Here is a 15,079-nt window from a genome sequence, read left to right as displayed (position 1 = left end):
CGCCAGGGGGGTCCACCGGTGACATGGGGCACAGGCGTTTGCGCCCGCACTAGGGCACTTAGTAGGGGACAGGCGCCCTTAAACCGGACATTTCGTCCACCGGGGTGGAGGGGTGTGAGGGTTTTACAGCGGTTTTGTCCCGGATGCCCGAGGTGTCAAGAGAGCTGTATCACTGCCCGCTGTTACTAGTTCGTGTCGTAGTGGGGGTGTTTGAGGGCCGGTGACCGGCGGGGTTACCAAGGTGGGGCCCCGCCCGGCGCAGCACCTGCGTCCCGGGTGGTCCACACGTCCCCCACCCTCAGAGGTTTCGATGTTCCAGCGCGCCACCGTCCGTTCTTCCCGTGCGACCAAGCTCCGTACCCGTGCCGCCGTCCTGGCCGCCGGCCTGGGAGTGACCGCCGCAGTGGGTGCGGGCGCCGCGTCGGCCGCCGAGATGGCGGCCCCGACCGCCACCGTCGCCAAGTCGGCGGCGGCCTGGGTCGACCCGGTCAAGAGCTACACCCTGAGCGCCAGCTTCAACCAGGGCGGCAGCCACTGGGCCCACAAGCACAGCGGCCAGGACTTCGCCGTGCCGATCGGCACCAACGTCGTCGCCGCGCACGGCGGCACGGTCGTCAAGGCCGGCCCCAACGGCGGCGGTGACGGTCCGGCCTACGGCAACGCCATCGTCGTCAAGCACGCCAACGGGCTGTACTCCCAGTACGCCCACCTCTCCCGCATCGACGTGAAGGTCGGCCAGGTCGTCACCACCGGGCAGCACATAGCCAAGTCCGGCAACACCGGCAACAGCACCGGCCCGCACCTGCACTTCGAGATCCGCACCACCCCGAACTACGGCTCCGCCGTCAACCCGGTCGTCTTCCTGCGCGCCCACGGCGTGAAGGTCTGAGCCACCGGCCACCGGCCACCGGCCACCGGCCACCGGCCGAAGGCCCGCCGGGCCCCGAGTCTGCCTGGCTGAACGTTTCACCACTGTGCCGTCCCGTCGCTTCCGCGGTGGGGCGGTGCAGTGCTGTCCGGGGGGTGCGCGGTTCGCTGCGGTCCGGAGCCGTGCGGCCCGCTCAGGCGCCGTGCGTGCCCCGATGGGCCTGGGTCACCAGATCGATGGAGACCTCCAGGACGGCCTTGCGCCGCTCCTCCGGGTCGCCCTCCAGGTCCTGCATCACGAACATGCCGGCGTGCAGCGTGAAGAGCGCGCTGATGCAGCGGACCTGGTCGGTCAGGCTCGCCTCCGGGTCGGTGATGATGTCCCGCAGGGCGCGCATCCAGTCCTTGAAGCTCTCGCCGATGCGCAGCTCCCGTACCGTCGCCTGGTTCTCCTGCATGAAGCGGAACAGCGGTGACGCCCCGGCGAGCGCTTCGCTGTAGCGGCGGACGATCTCCTGTTTGGTCTCCAGTGTGTGCGGCTGCTCCCGGCCCCACACGATCAGGTCCTGGAGCGGCTGTGTCAGATCCTCGAAGAGGCTGACGACGATCTCTTCCTTCGTTCTGAAGTGGTAGTAGAGAGCCGCTTTGGTGACGTCCAGGCGCTCGGCGATCTCGCGCAGGGACGTCTTCTCGTAGCCCTGCTCCGCGAAGAGTTCGAGGGCCACGTCCTGGATGCGCTGGCGGGTGTTGCCGCGGCGCTGCTGCTTCGTGCCGTCCATCGTGACGCCCATCCTCGTACTCCTCGCGCTGTCCGGGAAATTTACCTGCCGACAGGCCGGCGGGAACTTACTTGACGCCCGGCTAGTTAAGCTCTACCTTCCCGAGTGTAGTAACTTGCCGGTCGGCAAGTAAGTAGGCAGGCACCTGGGGGAGCTGGGGAACGATGGCGGACACAGCGACAGCGGACACCAAGACCGGCGCGGACGCCGGTCCACAACCGAAGAGCGTGCGGGTCGTCCTGCTCGCGCTCATGATCGCCATGATGCTCGCGATGCTCGACAACATGATCGTGGGCACCGCGATGCCGACGATAGTCGGCGAGCTGGGCGGGCTCCAGCACCTGTCCTGGGTGGTGACCGCCTATACGCTCGCCACCGCCGCGGCCACGCCGCTGTGGGGCAAGCTCGGCGACATGTACGGGCGCAAGGGCGCCTTCATGACCTCGATCGTGATCTTCCTGGCCGGCTCCGCGCTGAGCGGCATGGCGCAGGACATGGGCCAGCTGATCGGCTTCCGCGCCATCCAGGGTCTGGGCGCCGGCGGTCTGATGGTCGGCGTCATGGCCATCATCGGCGACCTGATCCCGCCCCGGGAGCGCGGCAAGTACCAGGGCATGATGGCCGGTGTCATGGCGCTGGCGATGATCGGCGGCCCGCTGGTCGGCGGCACCATCACCGACAACTGGGGCTGGCGCTGGGCCTTCTACATCAACCTGCCGCTCGGCGCGGTGGCGCTGGTCGCGGTCAGCGCCGTGCTGCACCTGCCGAAGAAGCGCTCGCAGGCGCGCGTGGACTACGTGGGCGCGGCGCTGCTCACCCTCGGCATCAGCTCCATCGTGCTGGTCACCACCTGGGGCGGCACGGAGTACGCCTGGACGTCCGCGCGGATCATGGAACTGATCGGGATCGGCGTGGTTGCGCTCGTCGGGTTCGTGTTCTGGCAGACCAGGGCCGCCGAACCGATCGTGCCGCTGCACATCTTCCGCAGCCGCAACTTCACCCTGATGTCGCTGATCGGCTTCGTCACCGGCTTCGTGATGTTCGGCGCGGTGCTCTTCCTGCCGCTGTACCAGCAGGCGGTGCAGGGCGCCTCCGCGACCAACTCCGGTCTGCTGCTGCTGCCGATGCTCGGCGCCATGCTGGTGGTGTCGATGGTCGCGGGCCGGGTCACCACCGGCAGCGGCAAGTACAAGGTCTTCCCGGTGGTCGGCAGCGTCCTCCTGGTCGTCGGTCTCTACCTGCTGTCCCTGATGGACACCGGCACCACCCGGCTCACCTCGGGCCTGTTCATGGCCGTCCTCGGCGCGGGCATGGGCTGTCTGATGCAGGTCACCATGCTGGTCGCGCAGAACAGCGTGGAGATGAAGGACATGGGCGTGGCCTCCTCGTCCACCACCCTCTTCCGTACGCTCGGCTCGTCCTTCGGCGTGGCGATCATGGGCGCGCTGTTCAACAACCGGGTCCAGCACGAGATGACGGAGCGGGCCGGCGCCGCGGGCTCGAAGATGACCGAGAAGTCCGCCCAGCTCGACGCGGCGAGCCTGGCCAAGCTCCCGGTCGCCGCCCGCGAGGCCTACCAGCACGCGGTGTCCTCCGGTACGCACTCGGCGTTCCTGCTCGGCTCCGTGGTCGGCGTCGTCGCGCTGATCGCGGCGGTGTTCGTCAAGGAGGTGCCGCTCAAGGGCGCGGGACCGGCCCCGGCCGAGACGGCGGTCGAGGCACAGATGTAGCGGGTGCGGGCGGCGACACGGACACGCCGCCGCCCGCACCGCACGAAGGCCCCCCGGCCGTCGCCGGGGGGCCTTCGCCGCGTGGGGACCGGTGGGTCACTCCGGCAGGGTCGGGTAGCTGCCCGTGTTGGTCGGCGCGTGTTCCGGGAGCCACAGGACGGCGACCGCGCCCTCGGCCGGTACGTGCTCGGGGGCGCCCGCGGGCCGCACGTTGCGGAAGGTGAGCCGGGCGCCCAGCACCCGGGCCTGCCCGGCGGCGATGGTGAGACCGAGGCCGTGGCCGCGCCCGGCGCGGTCCGCGCTGCCGGTGCGGAACCGGCTCGGGCCCTCGGCGAGCAGCGCCTCGGGGAAGCCGGGGCCGTGGTCGCGGACCCGGATGACCCGGCCCTCGACGGTCACCTGGATCGGCGGCCTGCCGTGCCGGGAGGCGTTGGTGATCAGGTTGAACAGCACCCGCTCCAGGCGCCGCGGATCGGTGGTGACCATCGACTCGTGCACCACCCGCACCTCGACGTCCGGGTCCTTGGCCGCCACCCGGCGGGCGATGAACTCGCCGAGCATGATGTCCTGGAGCTCGGCCCGCTCCGAGGCGCCGTCCAGCCGGGCCACCTCCAGGACGTCCTCGACCAGCGTGCGCATGGCCTTCGCCCGGTCCAGGACCAGTTCGGTGGGGCGTCCGGGCGGCAGCAGCTCGGCCGCCGTCAGCAGCCCGGTCACCGGGGTGCGCAGCTCGTGCGCGATGTCCGCGGTGACCCGCCGCTCCGCCTCCAGCCGCTGCTGGAGGGCGTCCGCCATGGCGTCCACCGCGCGCGCGAGATCGTCGGTCTCGTCCCGTACGACACCGCCGATGGCGTCCCGGACCCGGACGTCCGGCTCGCCGTTGGCGACCTGGTTCGCCGCGGTGGCCGCCTTGCGCAGCCGGCGCGAGAGCTGGGCGCCGATGAGCACGCCCAGCGCGCTGCCGCCGAGGACGACCGCGATCGAGCCGATGACCAGGGCCTGGTCGAGGTCCCGGAGGATGTTCGCGCTGCGGTCGGTGAAGTGGGTGTGCACGGACAGCACATGGCCGCCCTTGATCGGCATGGCCGCCCAGATGTCCGGCACCCCGCCCCGGTGGTCGGAGACATAGGTGGCCCGGCGGCCCTCCCGGACCTTCTGCTGGAGCGCGGGCGGCAGCATCGGGTCGTCGAGCTTGATGATCGTGGAGGTCGGCCGGTGCCCGGGGCGCTCGTAGAGCGGCTGGGCGTACACGAGCCGCGAGTCGGCGAGGTCGCGCGCGTTGTCCAGCATGGACACCCGCGCGGCGTTGTGCACGACCAGGCTCAGCGCGACGGCGATCAGCGCGCCGACCAGCGCGATGGCCGCGCTCAGCTTCCAGCGCAGACCGGTACGGATCTTCGTGTGCTCCAGGCGCCCGGGAAGCCGGCGCCGCGTGTTCCCCCGCATGTCCGCCCCGCTCAGGCCTTCAGCTTGTAGCCGAAGCCGCGGACCGTCTCGATGCGGTCCTGGCCGATCTTGGTGCGCAGCCGCTGCACATGGACGTCGACGACCCGGGTGTCACCGCCCCAGCCGTAGTCCCACACGCGTTCCAGGAGCTTGTCCCGCGACAGCACGGTGCCCGGCGCGGAGGAGAACTCCAGGAGCAGCCGCATCTCGGTGGGGGTGAGGCCCACCGGCAGCCCGGCCCGGCGCACCTCCATGCCCTCGGTGTCGACCTCCAGGTCGCCGAAGGTCAGCACCGCGCCGTCCACCCCGGCCGCGTCCGCCTCGGCGCGGTCGCCGCCGGCGTGCCCGAAGCGGCGCAGCACCGCGCGGATCCGGGCGACCAGGACGGCGCCGTCGAACGGCTTGGTCACGTAGTCGTCGGCGCCCGCCTCCAGACCGAGGACGACGTCGATGGAGTCGGCGCGCGCCGACAGCATGATCACCGGCACCGTGGACTCGTCGCGGATGCGGCGGCACAGGCTGACGCCGTCGAGGCCGGGGACCATGACGTCCAGCAGCGCGATGTCGGGCCGCCGCGCCCGGAATGCCTCCAGGCCGGACAGTCCGTCGGGCATCGCCGTGACCGCGAAGCCGTCCCGCTCCAGGGCGAGCTGGGTGGCCTCGCGGATGACATCGTCGTCCTCGACGAACAGGACATGGGTCTGGTCTGCCATCCCGGTGCTCTCAGTCCTCTGTGCTTCAGGCGCGTCCACGGGGGTGGACGCGCCGGACGGGTGGTGCGTTCAGCGGTGCCGTGCCCGCCGGTGCCGTGCCGGTCCCGCGGGGAGCGGGTCCGTGCGGCGCCTACCCGGTCGGTGCTGTGTTCATGGGGTCCGCCCGATCCGCTCGATCCGCCCGGTCCGCCGGGCGCCGCCGACGGGCCGGGCCCGCCGGGGCACCGCGTTCACGGGGTGTTCGGACCGGGAGGCCCGATCGGTTCACGCCGCCGACGGGCCGTCGCGACCGGTGCCGCCGGTGCTACGGCTCGGCCGGTGCTACGGCTCGGCCGGTTCCGGTTCCGGCTCCGAGGGCGGCGTCGCCTTCGCGCCCCCGCCGACGGTCTTGCTGTACTCGTTGCGGGTGCTGAACGCCTTCGTGAACCCGCTGCCGGACCAGCGGTAGGTGATGACGTCCTCGCCCGAGGGGTTCGAGACCGGGTCGCCGCGCTCGTAGACCTGCTTGGTCACGACGAGGTCTCCGCGGTCGATCTCGGCGTAGACCGGCGGTTCCTCGGCCGAGAACACGTTCTCGTAGCCCTCGCCCTGCTTGCGCTCACGGTACACATAGGCACCGAGCCCGACCGCGTCCCCGCAGGTCAGCACGTTGACCACGATGTCCTCGACGGAGGTGCCGGTCAGCTTGCCGTACGACACGTCGACAGGGTACTCGTCGGCGACGCACGGCTTGAGGCCGTTCTTGACGGCGGGCGAGACCTTCGGGTCGTCCTTGATCAGCCGGACCGCGTCCACCGCGCGCGGGGTCTCGCTCGGGCTGGGCGTGGGCGCGGCCGGGGTGCCCGCCACCGAAGGGGCGTCGGCGGGTCCCTCGTCGCGGGCGCCGGTGCCGCCGGTGCCGCAGGCGGACACCAAAAGCCCGAGGGCGGTGAACACGGCCACCGCCGTACTCACCGCCTGGAAGGTCCCTGGGGCCCCGGTGGGCTCAGGGCCGGTACCAGCCCCGCCGGTCAGGCCGCGCAACGCTCCCGCTCCTCACGCTCCAGCGCGCGTGCGTCCAGATCGCGGGCCTCCAGCTCCTCGCGGAGCCGGGCGAGCGCCCTGTGCAGCGTGCTCTTGACCGTTCCCGCTGACATGCCGAGTGCCGCGGCGGTCTCTTCGGTGGACATCTGCTCCCAGTGTCGCAGCACCACGACACTGCGCTGCTTCGGAGCGAGAACTTTCATGATGTCCATCAGCAGCGCGCGGTCGGCGTGCTGCTCGGTGGCGTCCTCGACGGAGGCGTCCGGCAGCTGCTCGGTGGGGACCTCCTCCAGCTTGCGCGCCCGCCACCACTCGGTCCGCGTGTTGATCATGACACGGCGCAGATAGGCGTCCGCGAGCCGCTTGTCGGCGATGCCGTCCCAGCGGCCGTACGTCCGCACCAGCGCGGTCTGGAGCAGGTCCTGGGCGTCGACCGGGTCCGGCACCAGTCGGCGTGCGCTGCGCAGCAGCGCGTCCTGCCGGGTACGCACGTACTCCTCGAACTCGAGCACCTCACCCTGCGCCATGATCAACCGCCTCCGCTCCCCGTTTCCCGGCCTGTTTCCCGCCGGACCCCGAGCCTGTGATGCGGGCGGGCTGTGGTCGGCAGCCGCCCGGTGCCTGTCGGGCACGAAGATGAAGCTACGGAGGGGTTGTCACGGCGTTGTCCGAAGCAGCCTGCGGAAAGCGCGCGGCTGTACGTCGGTTGTGTAACGGACGACGTAACGGGGTAGAGAACCGGGCCGGTTGGCTTGGATATGGGGTGATTTGCCCCCCAGATCGGCGCGCGGGTCTGTGACACAGAGACCCGCGGCGCCCCCTGAGGCTGTGACGCGGCTGTGAGGTGACGGCCCGTCAGGAGGAGTCCGTCAGGTGAGGTCCGTCAGGTGAGCGGCAGCCGGTACAGGCCGCCCGCCAGGGGCTCGACCAGTCCGTCCGCGACGAGCCCGTCCAGGGCTCGCGCCCGCTGCACCGGTTCGTGCCACACCCGGTCCAGTGCCGCCTGCGGCACCGGCGTGCGGGCCTCGCGCAGCACGGCGAGCAGCTTGCCGCGCACCTGCCGGTCCGTCCCGGCGTACGTCTGGCCCCGGCGCGGCGGCCCCTCGTGCTCCGGCTTGCCCGCCTGCCGCCAGGCGCAGTGCGCGGCGATCGGGCAGCGGTGGCACGACTCGTTCTTCGCCGTGCACACCAGCGCGCCCAGTTCCATGGAGGCGGCGGCCCAGCGGGCGGCGGTGCGCTCGTCCTCGGGCAGCAGGGTGCGGGCCAGCCGCCGTTCGGCGGCGGTGGTGGCGTTCGGCGGGTAGCGCACCCCGGTGACGGCGCGGGCCAGCACCCGGCGGACGTTGGTGTCCAGCACGGCGTGCCGCTGTCCGTACGCGAAGGAGGCGACCGCCGCCGCCGTGTACTCGCCGATGCCGGGCAGTGCCAGCAACTGCGCGTGCTCGGCGGGTACGTCGCCGCCGTGCCGTTCCGTTATGGCGACCGCGGCGCCGTGCAGGCGCAGCGCGCGGCGCGGGTAGCCGAGCCGGCCCCAGGCGCGCACCGCCTCGCCGGGCGCCTCCTTGGCGAGGTCGGCGGGGCGCGGCCAGCGCTCCAGCCACTGCTCGTAGACGGGCAGCACCCGGCTCACCGGGGTCTGCTGGAGCATGAACTCGCTGACCATCACGCCCCAGGCGCCGGCGTCGGCGCGCCGCCAGGGCAGGTCGCGGGCATTGCCCTCGAACCAGGTGATGACCTGGGTGTGCAGGGTCTCGCCGAGCGGGGCGCCGACGGGCGAGGAGACCGCGGCGGAGGACTCGGGGCCGGTCTCGGGACCGGCCGCGGAGACGGTCCCGGCGGCGGGGGCGGCCGTGGTCTCGGTCGGGGTTTCGGTCGGGGTCTCGGAAGCGGGGGCCGGGGCGGAGGGGGTGCTGTGTGGGGGGCAGTGTGGGCGCAGTCATGTCGCCTTCGATCCTGCCACGCGGGGGCGCACGGGCGGGTGAACCGGCGCGGACCGTTTCGTCACCGTGCGTCTTCGCGCGGTCACCGGGCCCGCAAGGCGGGCCTGCGGGGCGGGCGTTGTTGAAATGATGATCCGGAAAAGTTGCGTCCGGCGCGGCGGGTGGGTCGGGGGGAAGCGCGGGATCTCTCGTAGGGTTGGGGCGTGGGATCTCTGCGCAATCCGGTCGGGCCGCTTCCCTCCTCCATCTACTGGCGACGGAGGGTCGTCCTGGTGTCCGTGGCCGCCCTGTTGGCCCTGCTGGTCATCTGGATCGTCACCTCGGGCGGCGGAGGCGGGGGCCACAAGGACGCCGGGGGCGCGGCCAACGGCAAGAACCCCACCCCCTCGGCCATCGAGCCGGGACCGTCCCAGTCCGGACCCGCGATCAGTCAACACCCCGGCGGACGCGACGAGTCCGGCGGCGGTGAATCCGGCGGGAGCGGCGCCTCGGCGGGCGGCAGCGGCGGCGCGGGCGGCGCGGGCGCGGGAGGCTCCGGCGCGGGCACGTCCGCGGGCGGCGCGGGCGACGACGGCAAGGGCGGCTCCACGGGCGGCGGCGGTGGTGCGGGCGCGGTGCTGCCCGCCGGGAGCACGCTGCCCGACTGCACCGCCTCCGCGGTGAGGCTGAGCCTGCGCAGTGTGCGCAACTCCTACGGGCCCACCGAGACACCCGCCTTCGAGCTGATCGCGAAGAACACCTCCGGCAGCGACTGCAAGGTCGATCTCGGCCCGAGGACAGCGGTCCTGACGGTCAGCCAGGCCGGTGGCGACGGCGGCTACTGGTCCTCGGCCGACTGCCCGAAGACCGCCGGCAGCCTGCTGTACCGGGTGCCGGCCGGCAGCGGCGTCACCTCGACCGTGCGCTGGGACCGCAGGCCGAGCGCCCCGCAGTGCGCGACCCCGCCCTCCGGCTCCGCCGCCCTCGGCAAGACGTATCTGGTGGAGGCGAAGGTGCCGGGCTACGGCAAGCTCCAGACGTCGTTCGTGCTGTCGGCGGACTGAGCCGGGCGACCGGCCCGGCTCCGGCAGGGGAGCTTCTGGGACAGGTCCTAGACGTACCGCTCCAGGATCGACGACTCCGCCAGCCGCGACAGCCCCTCGCGGACGCTGCGGGCGCGGGCCTCGCCCACGCCGTCCACCGTCTGGAGGTCGTCGACGCTCGCGGCGAGCAGCTTCTGGAGGCCGCCGAAGTGCTCGACCAGGCGGTCGATGATGGCGCCGGGCAGCCGGGGGACCTTGGCCAGCAGCCGGAAGCCGCGCGGGGAGACCGCCGAGTCCAGGGTCTCGGGCGAACCGGTGTAGCCGAGGGCGCGGGCGACGGTGGACATCTCCAGCAGCTCCGCGTGCGAGAGCTTGTCCAGCTCGGCGAGGGCCTCCTCGACCGTACGGGAGCGCTTGGCCGTGGGCTCGGGCACATAGTCCCGGACGACCAGCTCGCGCTCGGGCTCCACGCCCGCGATCAGCTCGTCGAGCTGGAGCGCCAGCAGCCGGCCGTCGGTACCCAGCTCCACCACGTACTCGGCGATCTCGGTGGCGATGCGGCGGACCATCTCCAGGCGCTGCGCGACCGCGGAGACGTCCCGGACCGTGACCAGGTCCTCGATCTCCAGCGCCGACAGGGTGCCCGCGACCTCGTCCAGGCGCAGCTTGTAGCGCTCCAGCGTGGCCAGGGCCTGGTTGGCGCGGGAGAGGATCGCCGCCGAGTCCTCCAGGACGCGGCGCTGGCCGTCGACGTACAGGGCGATCAGGCGCATCGACTGGGAGACCGAGACCACCGGGAAGCCGACCTGCTTGCTGACCCGGTCCGCCGTGCGGTGCCGGGTGCCGGTCTCCTCGGTGGGGATCGTCGGGTCCGGGACGAGCTGCACGCCCGCCCGCAGGATCTTCGACAGGTCCGAGGACAGCACGATGCCGCCGTCCAGCTTGCACAGCTCCCGCAGCCGGGTCGCCGTGAACTCGACGTCCAGCACGAAACCGCCCGTGCACATCGTCTCCACGGTCTTGTCGGAGCCGAGCACGATCAGACCGCCGGTGTTGCCGCGCAGGACCCGCTCGAGTCCGTCCCGCAGCGCCGTGCCGGGTGCCACGGCGCTCAGTGAGGCGCGCATCAGGCCATCGGCGCCGGAGCTCCCACCGGACTTTCCGGGAGCTGCTGCCCGGTCGTTGGCTGCCACTGCACTCCTCCGGTCGCAGGTCTTCGGGCGCCCCCGCCGCCGCACTCGGTGCGTACGTCGTGCCGGACGGGCGGGCGGGACCAGCGCAAAGTCTACCGGCGGTCCTCCGGCTCCCGCGGGGCCTCTCGGCGACGCGAGCGCGGCAGGACCCGCAGCGCGTCCCCCATGTCGGCCACTTCGAGGACCTTCATCCCGGGCGGCACCTTGCCCGGATCGCCCGGTACGAGTGCGTGTGTGAAGCCCAGGCGGTGCGCCTCGGAGAGTCGGCGCTGCACGCCCGTGACCCGTCTGACCTCGCCCGCGAGGCCCACCTCGCCGATCGCGACCAGGTTCTTCGGCAGCGGGGTGTCGCTCGCGGCCGAGGCCAGCGCGAGCGCGATGGCGAGGTCGGCGGCGGGCTCGGACAGCTTCACGCCGCCGACCGTCGCCGAGTAGATGTCCCGCTTGCCCAGCGCGCTGATCCTCCCGCGCTGCTCCAGCACGGCCAGCATCATCGACACCCGGGAGGTCTCCAGGCCCGACGTGGTGCGCCGCGGGGAGGGGATCTGGGAGTCCACGGTGAGCGCCTGGACCTCGGCGACCAGCGGGCGGCGGCCCTCCAGGGTGACGGTCAGGCAGGTGCCGGGCACCGGCTCGGCACGGCGGGTCAGGAACAGTCCGCTGGGGTCGGCGAGGCCGGTGATGCCCTCGTCGTGCAGCTCGAAGCAGCCGACCTCGTCGGTGGCGCCGTAGCGGTTCTTGACGCCGCGGACCAGGCGCAGGCGCGCGTGCCGGTCGCCCTCGAAGTGCAGCACCACGTCCACCAGGTGCTCCAGCAGGCGCGGGCCGGCGATCGCGCCGTCCTTGGTGACATGGCCGACCAGCAGGGTGGACATGCCGCGCTCCTTGGAGGCGCGGATCAGCGCCCCGGCCACCTCGCGGACCTGCGCCATGCCGCCGGGGGCGCCGTCGATCTCCGGGGAGGCCACCGTCTGCACCGAGTCCATGATCAGCAGCGAGGGCTTCACCGCGTCCAGGTGCCCCAGGACGGCGGCCAGATCGGTCTCGGCGGCCAGATAGAGATGGTCGTCCAGGGCGCCGATGCGGTCGGCGCGCAGCCGCACCTGGCTCGCCGACTCCTCGCCCGTGACGTACAGCGTGCGGTGCTCGTCGCTCGCCGCCTTGGCGGCCACGTCCAGCAGCAGCGTGGACTTGCCGACGCCGGGCTCACCGGCGAGCAGGACCACGGCGCCGGGCACCAGACCGCCGCCCAGCACCCGGTCCAGCTCGGGCACGCCGGTGGTGCGGGCCGTCGCCTGCCGCCCGTCGACCTGGCCGATGGGCAGGGCGGAGGTGGTGACCCGGCCCGGCGTGGTCGTACGCACCGCGGGCGTGCCGTACTCCTCGACCGTGCCCCACGCCTGGCACTCGGGGCAGCGGCCGAGCCACTTCGCCGTCTGCCAGCCGCACTCGGTGCAGCGGTAGGACGGACGGTCCTTGGTGGTCTTCGTACGGGCAGCCATGCGTAAGACCGTAGCCGCAGCCACTGACAGCGCGGGCGTCCGCACGGCCACCGGCTCGAACGGCATCGAACACACGCGCCCGAAGGGAGCAGCCACCGGTGCCCGTCCCCGTATGAGGGATCGTTTCACCCGTACGGATTAAAAGTGCGCAACAGGGAAGAACGGACGAACCTCCGCCGCCTACGGTCGCACAGGTGATGAGCAGCAGTCCGGAGACCTCGACCCGTACGAGCCGTACGACCGGTGAGCACCGGGCGGACCGCGAGGCGCGCGAGGCGCGCGACCGCGCTGCCGCGCGCACCCTGGCGCAGCACCCGCCCGCCGCCTACGACCCCCACCTCGACGGCCTGTTCACCTACTGCCTGTCCGTGCTGTGCGACCACGACGCGGCGACCGCCGCGCTGGGGGACGCGCTGGCCTTCGCCGAGCGGCGCGCGCCGCGCCTGCCGCAGGATCCGGCCGAGTACCGGGCGTGGCTGTACGCGCTGGCCCGCTGGGCCTGTCTGCGCGAGCTGGCCGAGGCCCGGCTCAGACGCCGGGCGGGCCATGCCGCGGGCCGCCCCGGCGGGTCCCGGCACCGCCCCGGGCCGGGCGCTGCGGTGCCCGTCCCGGCGGACGTCCAGGAGCAGCGGCGCCGCGAACTGGCCCTGCTGGCCTGGCCGGAGGCGGCCGGCACCACCCCCGAGCAGCGCGAGGCGCTGGAGCTGGCCGTGCGCCACCACCTGAGCGGCCACGAGACCGCCGCCGTGCTCGGTCTGAGCACCGCCGCCGCCCGCGAACTGCTCGCCGCCGCGGCCTGCGAGGTGGAGCGCACCCGCGCGGCGCTCGCCGTCGCCGAGGCCGGCGGCTGCCCCGGTGTCGCCGCGCTCACCGGCGACGGCAGGCTCGTCCTCGGCACCGCCCTGCGCCGCGAACTCGTCCGGCACGTCGACGACTGCCCGCGCTGCCGCCGCACCGCCGAGCGCGCTCATCCCGCGCGCTGGCCCGGTGCCAGCGTCACCCCGGCCGCGCTGCCCGTGCTGGCCGCGCCCCGTACGGCCCTGGGCCTGGCCATGGCGCACCACTCGCGCGCGCGGGGCGCCGCGCCGCGCCTGGACCGGCGCGGATTCCCGATGGACCCCAAGGACCGCGCGGCCCGCAGGGAGCGCCTGCGCGCGCGTGCGGTCACGACGACGGTCGTCGCCACCGTGGTGGCCGCGCCGGTGCTGGCCCTGTGGGCGGCCTACCGGGGCACCCCGACCGGCGAGGGCCGGGACGGTCCGTCCGCCACCGCGCGCGAGGGGCACGACTCAGGTGCCCTGGCCGGGGAGGACACCGGCGGCTACGAGAACACCGGCAGCGCCCGGACGCGCCCCGGCGGGCCGTCCGGCGGCGCGGGGCCCGACGTCTCGGTGGAGGTGCTGGGCGACACGGGCGCGGGCGACGCCCAGGGCGCGAACGGCGCGCTGACCGTGACCGCCGCCTCGGGCACCGCCGACACGACCCTCGTCACGCTCACCGCCTCCGGCCCGGAGCCGGTCCGCTGGATCGTGTCCGCGCAGGCGTCCTGGCTGTACTTCAGCCGCTCCTCGGGGACGCTGGAGCCGGGCGCGTCGATCACGGTCAAGGTGTACGTCGACCATCTGCGCGAGCCCTCCGGGCCCTGGAACGCGCGCGTGGAGATCACCCCGGCGGGAGCGGTGGTCTTCATCTCCGGCCACGGCCGGGCCCCGAGCCCCACCGCCCCCCGGCCGACCCGTACCGCGGGCCCGGCACCGGGCGACGGTTCGCACAGCCCCACACCGGATCCCACGGGCACCGCGGACCCCTCGGGCCCGCCCACGACCGATCCGCCCTCGTCGGGCCCCTCCACCCCGCCGCCCACCGGATCGTCCCCGTCCGACCCGGGCGACTCGCCCGCGCCCACCGGCGGCGACGGGACACCGGGCCCGAAGGGCGGCTGAGCACCACAAGGGCGACGGATCTCCGGAAGGGACCCGCCCCGGCCGGGTCCCTTCCGGTCCCGTCCCGGCTCAGTCCTGTCCTGTCCCGCTCCTGTCCCGGCCCCGCCCCAGCCCCGCCCCGGCTCAGTCCCGGCGGTCCGCCGGGTGCGCGGCCAGCAGCGGCAGCCGCGAGGCGAGCCGCTCCTCGCACAGCTCGACCAGCCGGTCGTAGCCCTTCTTGCCCATCAGCTCGGTCAGCTCGGCCCGGTAGGAGACGTAGACGGGGTCGCCCGCGCCGTGCGCCGACGTCGCCGAGGTGCACCACCAGTGCAGGTCGTGGCCGCCCGGACCCCAGCCCCTGCGGTCGTACTCGCCGATCGACACCTGGAGCACGCGCGTGTCGTCCGGGCGGTCGATCCACTCGAAGGTCCGCCGGACCGGCAGCTGCCAGCACACGTCCGGCTTGGTCTCCAGCGGCTCGCGGCCCTCCCTGAGCGCCAGGATGTGCAGCGAGCAGCCCATGCCGCCGGAGAATCCGGGCCGGTTCTGGAAGATGCACGAGCCCTGGAAGGGACGGGTCTGCCGGGAGCCCTCCTCGTCCTCGGACACCCAGCCGTTCTCCGTGCCCTCGGCGTGGTTCTGCCAGATGTCCGGGGTGAGCCGGGCCACGTGCCCCGCGACCCGCTGCTCGTCCTCCTCGTCGGAGAAGTGCGCGCCCAGCGTGCAGCAGCCGTCCTCGGCGCGGCCCTCCTGGATGCCCTGGCAGCCGCTGCCGAAGATGCAGTTCCAGCGGGAGGTCAGCCAGGTCAGATCGCAGCGGAAGACCTGCTCGTCGTCCGCCGGGTCCGGGAACTCCACCCACGCGCGCGCGAAGTCGAGCCCTTTCTCGTCCGGCTGCGGGCCCGCCGGGGCTCCGGTCTTCGCCTTTTTCGTCTTTGGCAC

Annotated in this window: 13 protein-coding genes; 4 read left to right on the top strand and 9 right to left on the bottom strand. The window is 73.2% G+C overall.

Annotated features, from left to right (window positions below; genetic code table 11):
• Positions 1-310: 310 nt before the first annotated feature.
• A complete protein-coding gene (locus tag R4Z62_RS14390; RefSeq protein WP_018568852.1) occupies positions 311-889 on the top strand; it encodes a M23 family metallopeptidase in 579 nt (192 codons plus the stop codon).
• A 172-nt stretch (positions 890-1,061) separates the two neighbouring features.
• Here the strand turns inward: R4Z62_RS14390 and R4Z62_RS14385 are convergent, their stop codons facing one another.
• Positions 1,062-1,658 (bottom strand): TetR/AcrR family transcriptional regulator, encoded by a 597-nt coding sequence (locus tag R4Z62_RS14385; RefSeq protein WP_064534429.1) that lies wholly within the window; start codon positions 1,656-1,658, stop codon positions 1,062-1,064.
• 152 nt (positions 1,659-1,810) lie between these two features.
• On the opposite strand from R4Z62_RS14385, the gene R4Z62_RS14380 reads away from it, so the two are divergent.
• Complete coding sequence (locus R4Z62_RS14380) at positions 1,811-3,376, top strand: MDR family MFS transporter (protein WP_491519974.1); 1,566 nt, start codon at positions 1,811-1,813, stop codon at positions 3,374-3,376.
• A 96-nt stretch (positions 3,377-3,472) separates the two neighbouring features.
• On the opposite strand, the gene cseC is transcribed toward R4Z62_RS14380, so the two are convergent.
• From cseC to R4Z62_RS14355, 5 genes are all read right to left on the bottom strand, one after another.
• Positions 3,473-4,822 carry a two-component system sensor histidine kinase CseC gene (cseC, locus tag R4Z62_RS14375; RefSeq protein WP_064534431.1) on the bottom strand — a complete coding sequence of 450 codons (1,350 nt, stop codon included), beginning with the start codon at positions 4,820-4,822 and terminating at the stop codon, positions 3,473-3,475.
• 11 nt (positions 4,823-4,833) lie between these two features.
• Positions 4,834-5,535, bottom strand: coding sequence for a two-component system response regulator CseB (gene cseB / locus R4Z62_RS14370; RefSeq protein ID WP_018568848.1), 702 nt, complete (start codon positions 5,533-5,535; stop codon positions 4,834-4,836).
• Positions 5,536-5,856: 321 nt separating this feature from the next.
• On the bottom strand, positions 5,857-6,558 hold the full coding sequence (locus R4Z62_RS14365; RefSeq protein WP_079159024.1) for a hypothetical protein: 702 nt from the start codon (positions 6,556-6,558) through the stop codon (positions 5,857-5,859).
• Positions 6,546-7,085 (bottom strand): SigE family RNA polymerase sigma factor, encoded by a 540-nt coding sequence (locus R4Z62_RS14360; RefSeq protein WP_018568846.1) that lies wholly within the window; start codon positions 7,083-7,085, stop codon positions 6,546-6,548. Before R4Z62_RS14360 ends, R4Z62_RS14365 begins: the two co-directional genes overlap by 13 nt.
• Positions 7,086-7,441: 356 nt before the next feature.
• Positions 7,442-8,494, bottom strand: coding sequence for an HhH-GPD family protein (locus tag R4Z62_RS14355; RefSeq protein WP_491521874.1), 1,053 nt, complete (start codon positions 8,492-8,494; stop codon positions 7,442-7,444).
• Between the two features lie 207 nt (positions 8,495-8,701).
• Here R4Z62_RS14355 and R4Z62_RS14350 point away from each other — a divergent pair, with 207 nt between their 5' ends.
• Positions 8,702-9,541 carry a hypothetical protein gene (locus R4Z62_RS14350; protein WP_491519973.1) on the top strand — a complete coding sequence of 280 codons (840 nt, stop codon included), beginning with the start codon at positions 8,702-8,704 and terminating at the stop codon, positions 9,539-9,541.
• A 47-nt stretch (positions 9,542-9,588) separates the two neighbouring features.
• Here R4Z62_RS14350 and disA read toward each other — a convergent pair whose 3' ends face one another.
• Both disA and radA read right to left on the bottom strand, forming a co-directional pair.
• On the bottom strand, positions 9,589-10,713 hold the full coding sequence (disA, locus tag R4Z62_RS14345; RefSeq protein WP_026252689.1) for a DNA integrity scanning diadenylate cyclase DisA: 1,125 nt from the start codon (positions 10,711-10,713) through the stop codon (positions 9,589-9,591).
• 92 nt (positions 10,714-10,805) lie between these two features.
• On the bottom strand, positions 10,806-12,215 hold the full coding sequence (radA, locus tag R4Z62_RS14340) for a DNA repair protein RadA (RefSeq protein WP_018568842.1): 1,410 nt from the start codon (positions 12,213-12,215) through the stop codon (positions 10,806-10,808).
• A gap of 197 nt (positions 12,216-12,412) precedes the next feature.
• On the opposite strand from radA, the gene R4Z62_RS14335 reads away from it, so the two are divergent.
• Positions 12,413-14,158, top strand: coding sequence for a BACON domain-containing protein (locus tag R4Z62_RS14335; protein WP_491519972.1), 1,746 nt, complete (start codon positions 12,413-12,415; stop codon positions 14,156-14,158).
• A gap of 123 nt (positions 14,159-14,281) precedes the next feature.
• Here R4Z62_RS14335 and R4Z62_RS14330 read toward each other — a convergent pair whose 3' ends face one another.
• Positions 14,282-15,079, bottom strand: a complete 798-nt coding sequence (locus R4Z62_RS14330; protein ID WP_389473155.1) for a DUF3109 family protein — start codon at positions 15,077-15,079, stop codon at positions 14,282-14,284.

The sequence above is a fragment of the Streptomyces sp. PL-25 genome, from assembly GCF_058344915.1.
The sequence above is the reverse complement of the archived record's forward strand: the minus strand, read 5'-3'. Positions and strand labels throughout refer to the sequence as shown.

What these genes read in the sequence shown, in the direction of transcription:
- cseC (WP_064534431.1), bottom strand. Translation starts at nt 4,822, where the DNA reads ATGCGGGGGAACACGCGGCGCCGGCTTCCCGGGCGCCTGGAGCACACG.
- radA (WP_018568842.1), bottom strand. Translation starts at nt 12,215, where the DNA reads ATGGCTGCCCGTACGAAGACCACCAAGGACCGTCCGTCCTACCGCTGC.
- R4Z62_RS14390 (WP_018568852.1), top strand. Translation starts at nt 311, where the DNA reads ATGTTCCAGCGCGCCACCGTCCGTTCTTCCCGTGCGACCAAGCTCCGT.
- R4Z62_RS14385 (WP_064534429.1), bottom strand. Translation starts at nt 1,658, where the DNA reads ATGGGCGTCACGATGGACGGCACGAAGCAGCAGCGCCGCGGCAACACC.
- R4Z62_RS14335 (WP_491519972.1), top strand. Translation starts at nt 12,413, where the DNA reads ATGAGCAGCAGTCCGGAGACCTCGACCCGTACGAGCCGTACGACCGGT.
- R4Z62_RS14360 (WP_018568846.1), bottom strand. Translation starts at nt 7,085, where the DNA reads ATGGCGCAGGGTGAGGTGCTCGAGTTCGAGGAGTACGTGCGTACCCGG.
- R4Z62_RS14380 (WP_491519974.1), top strand. Translation starts at nt 1,811, where the DNA reads ATGGCGGACACAGCGACAGCGGACACCAAGACCGGCGCGGACGCCGGT.
- cseB (WP_018568848.1), bottom strand. Translation starts at nt 5,535, where the DNA reads ATGGCAGACCAGACCCATGTCCTGTTCGTCGAGGACGACGATGTCATC.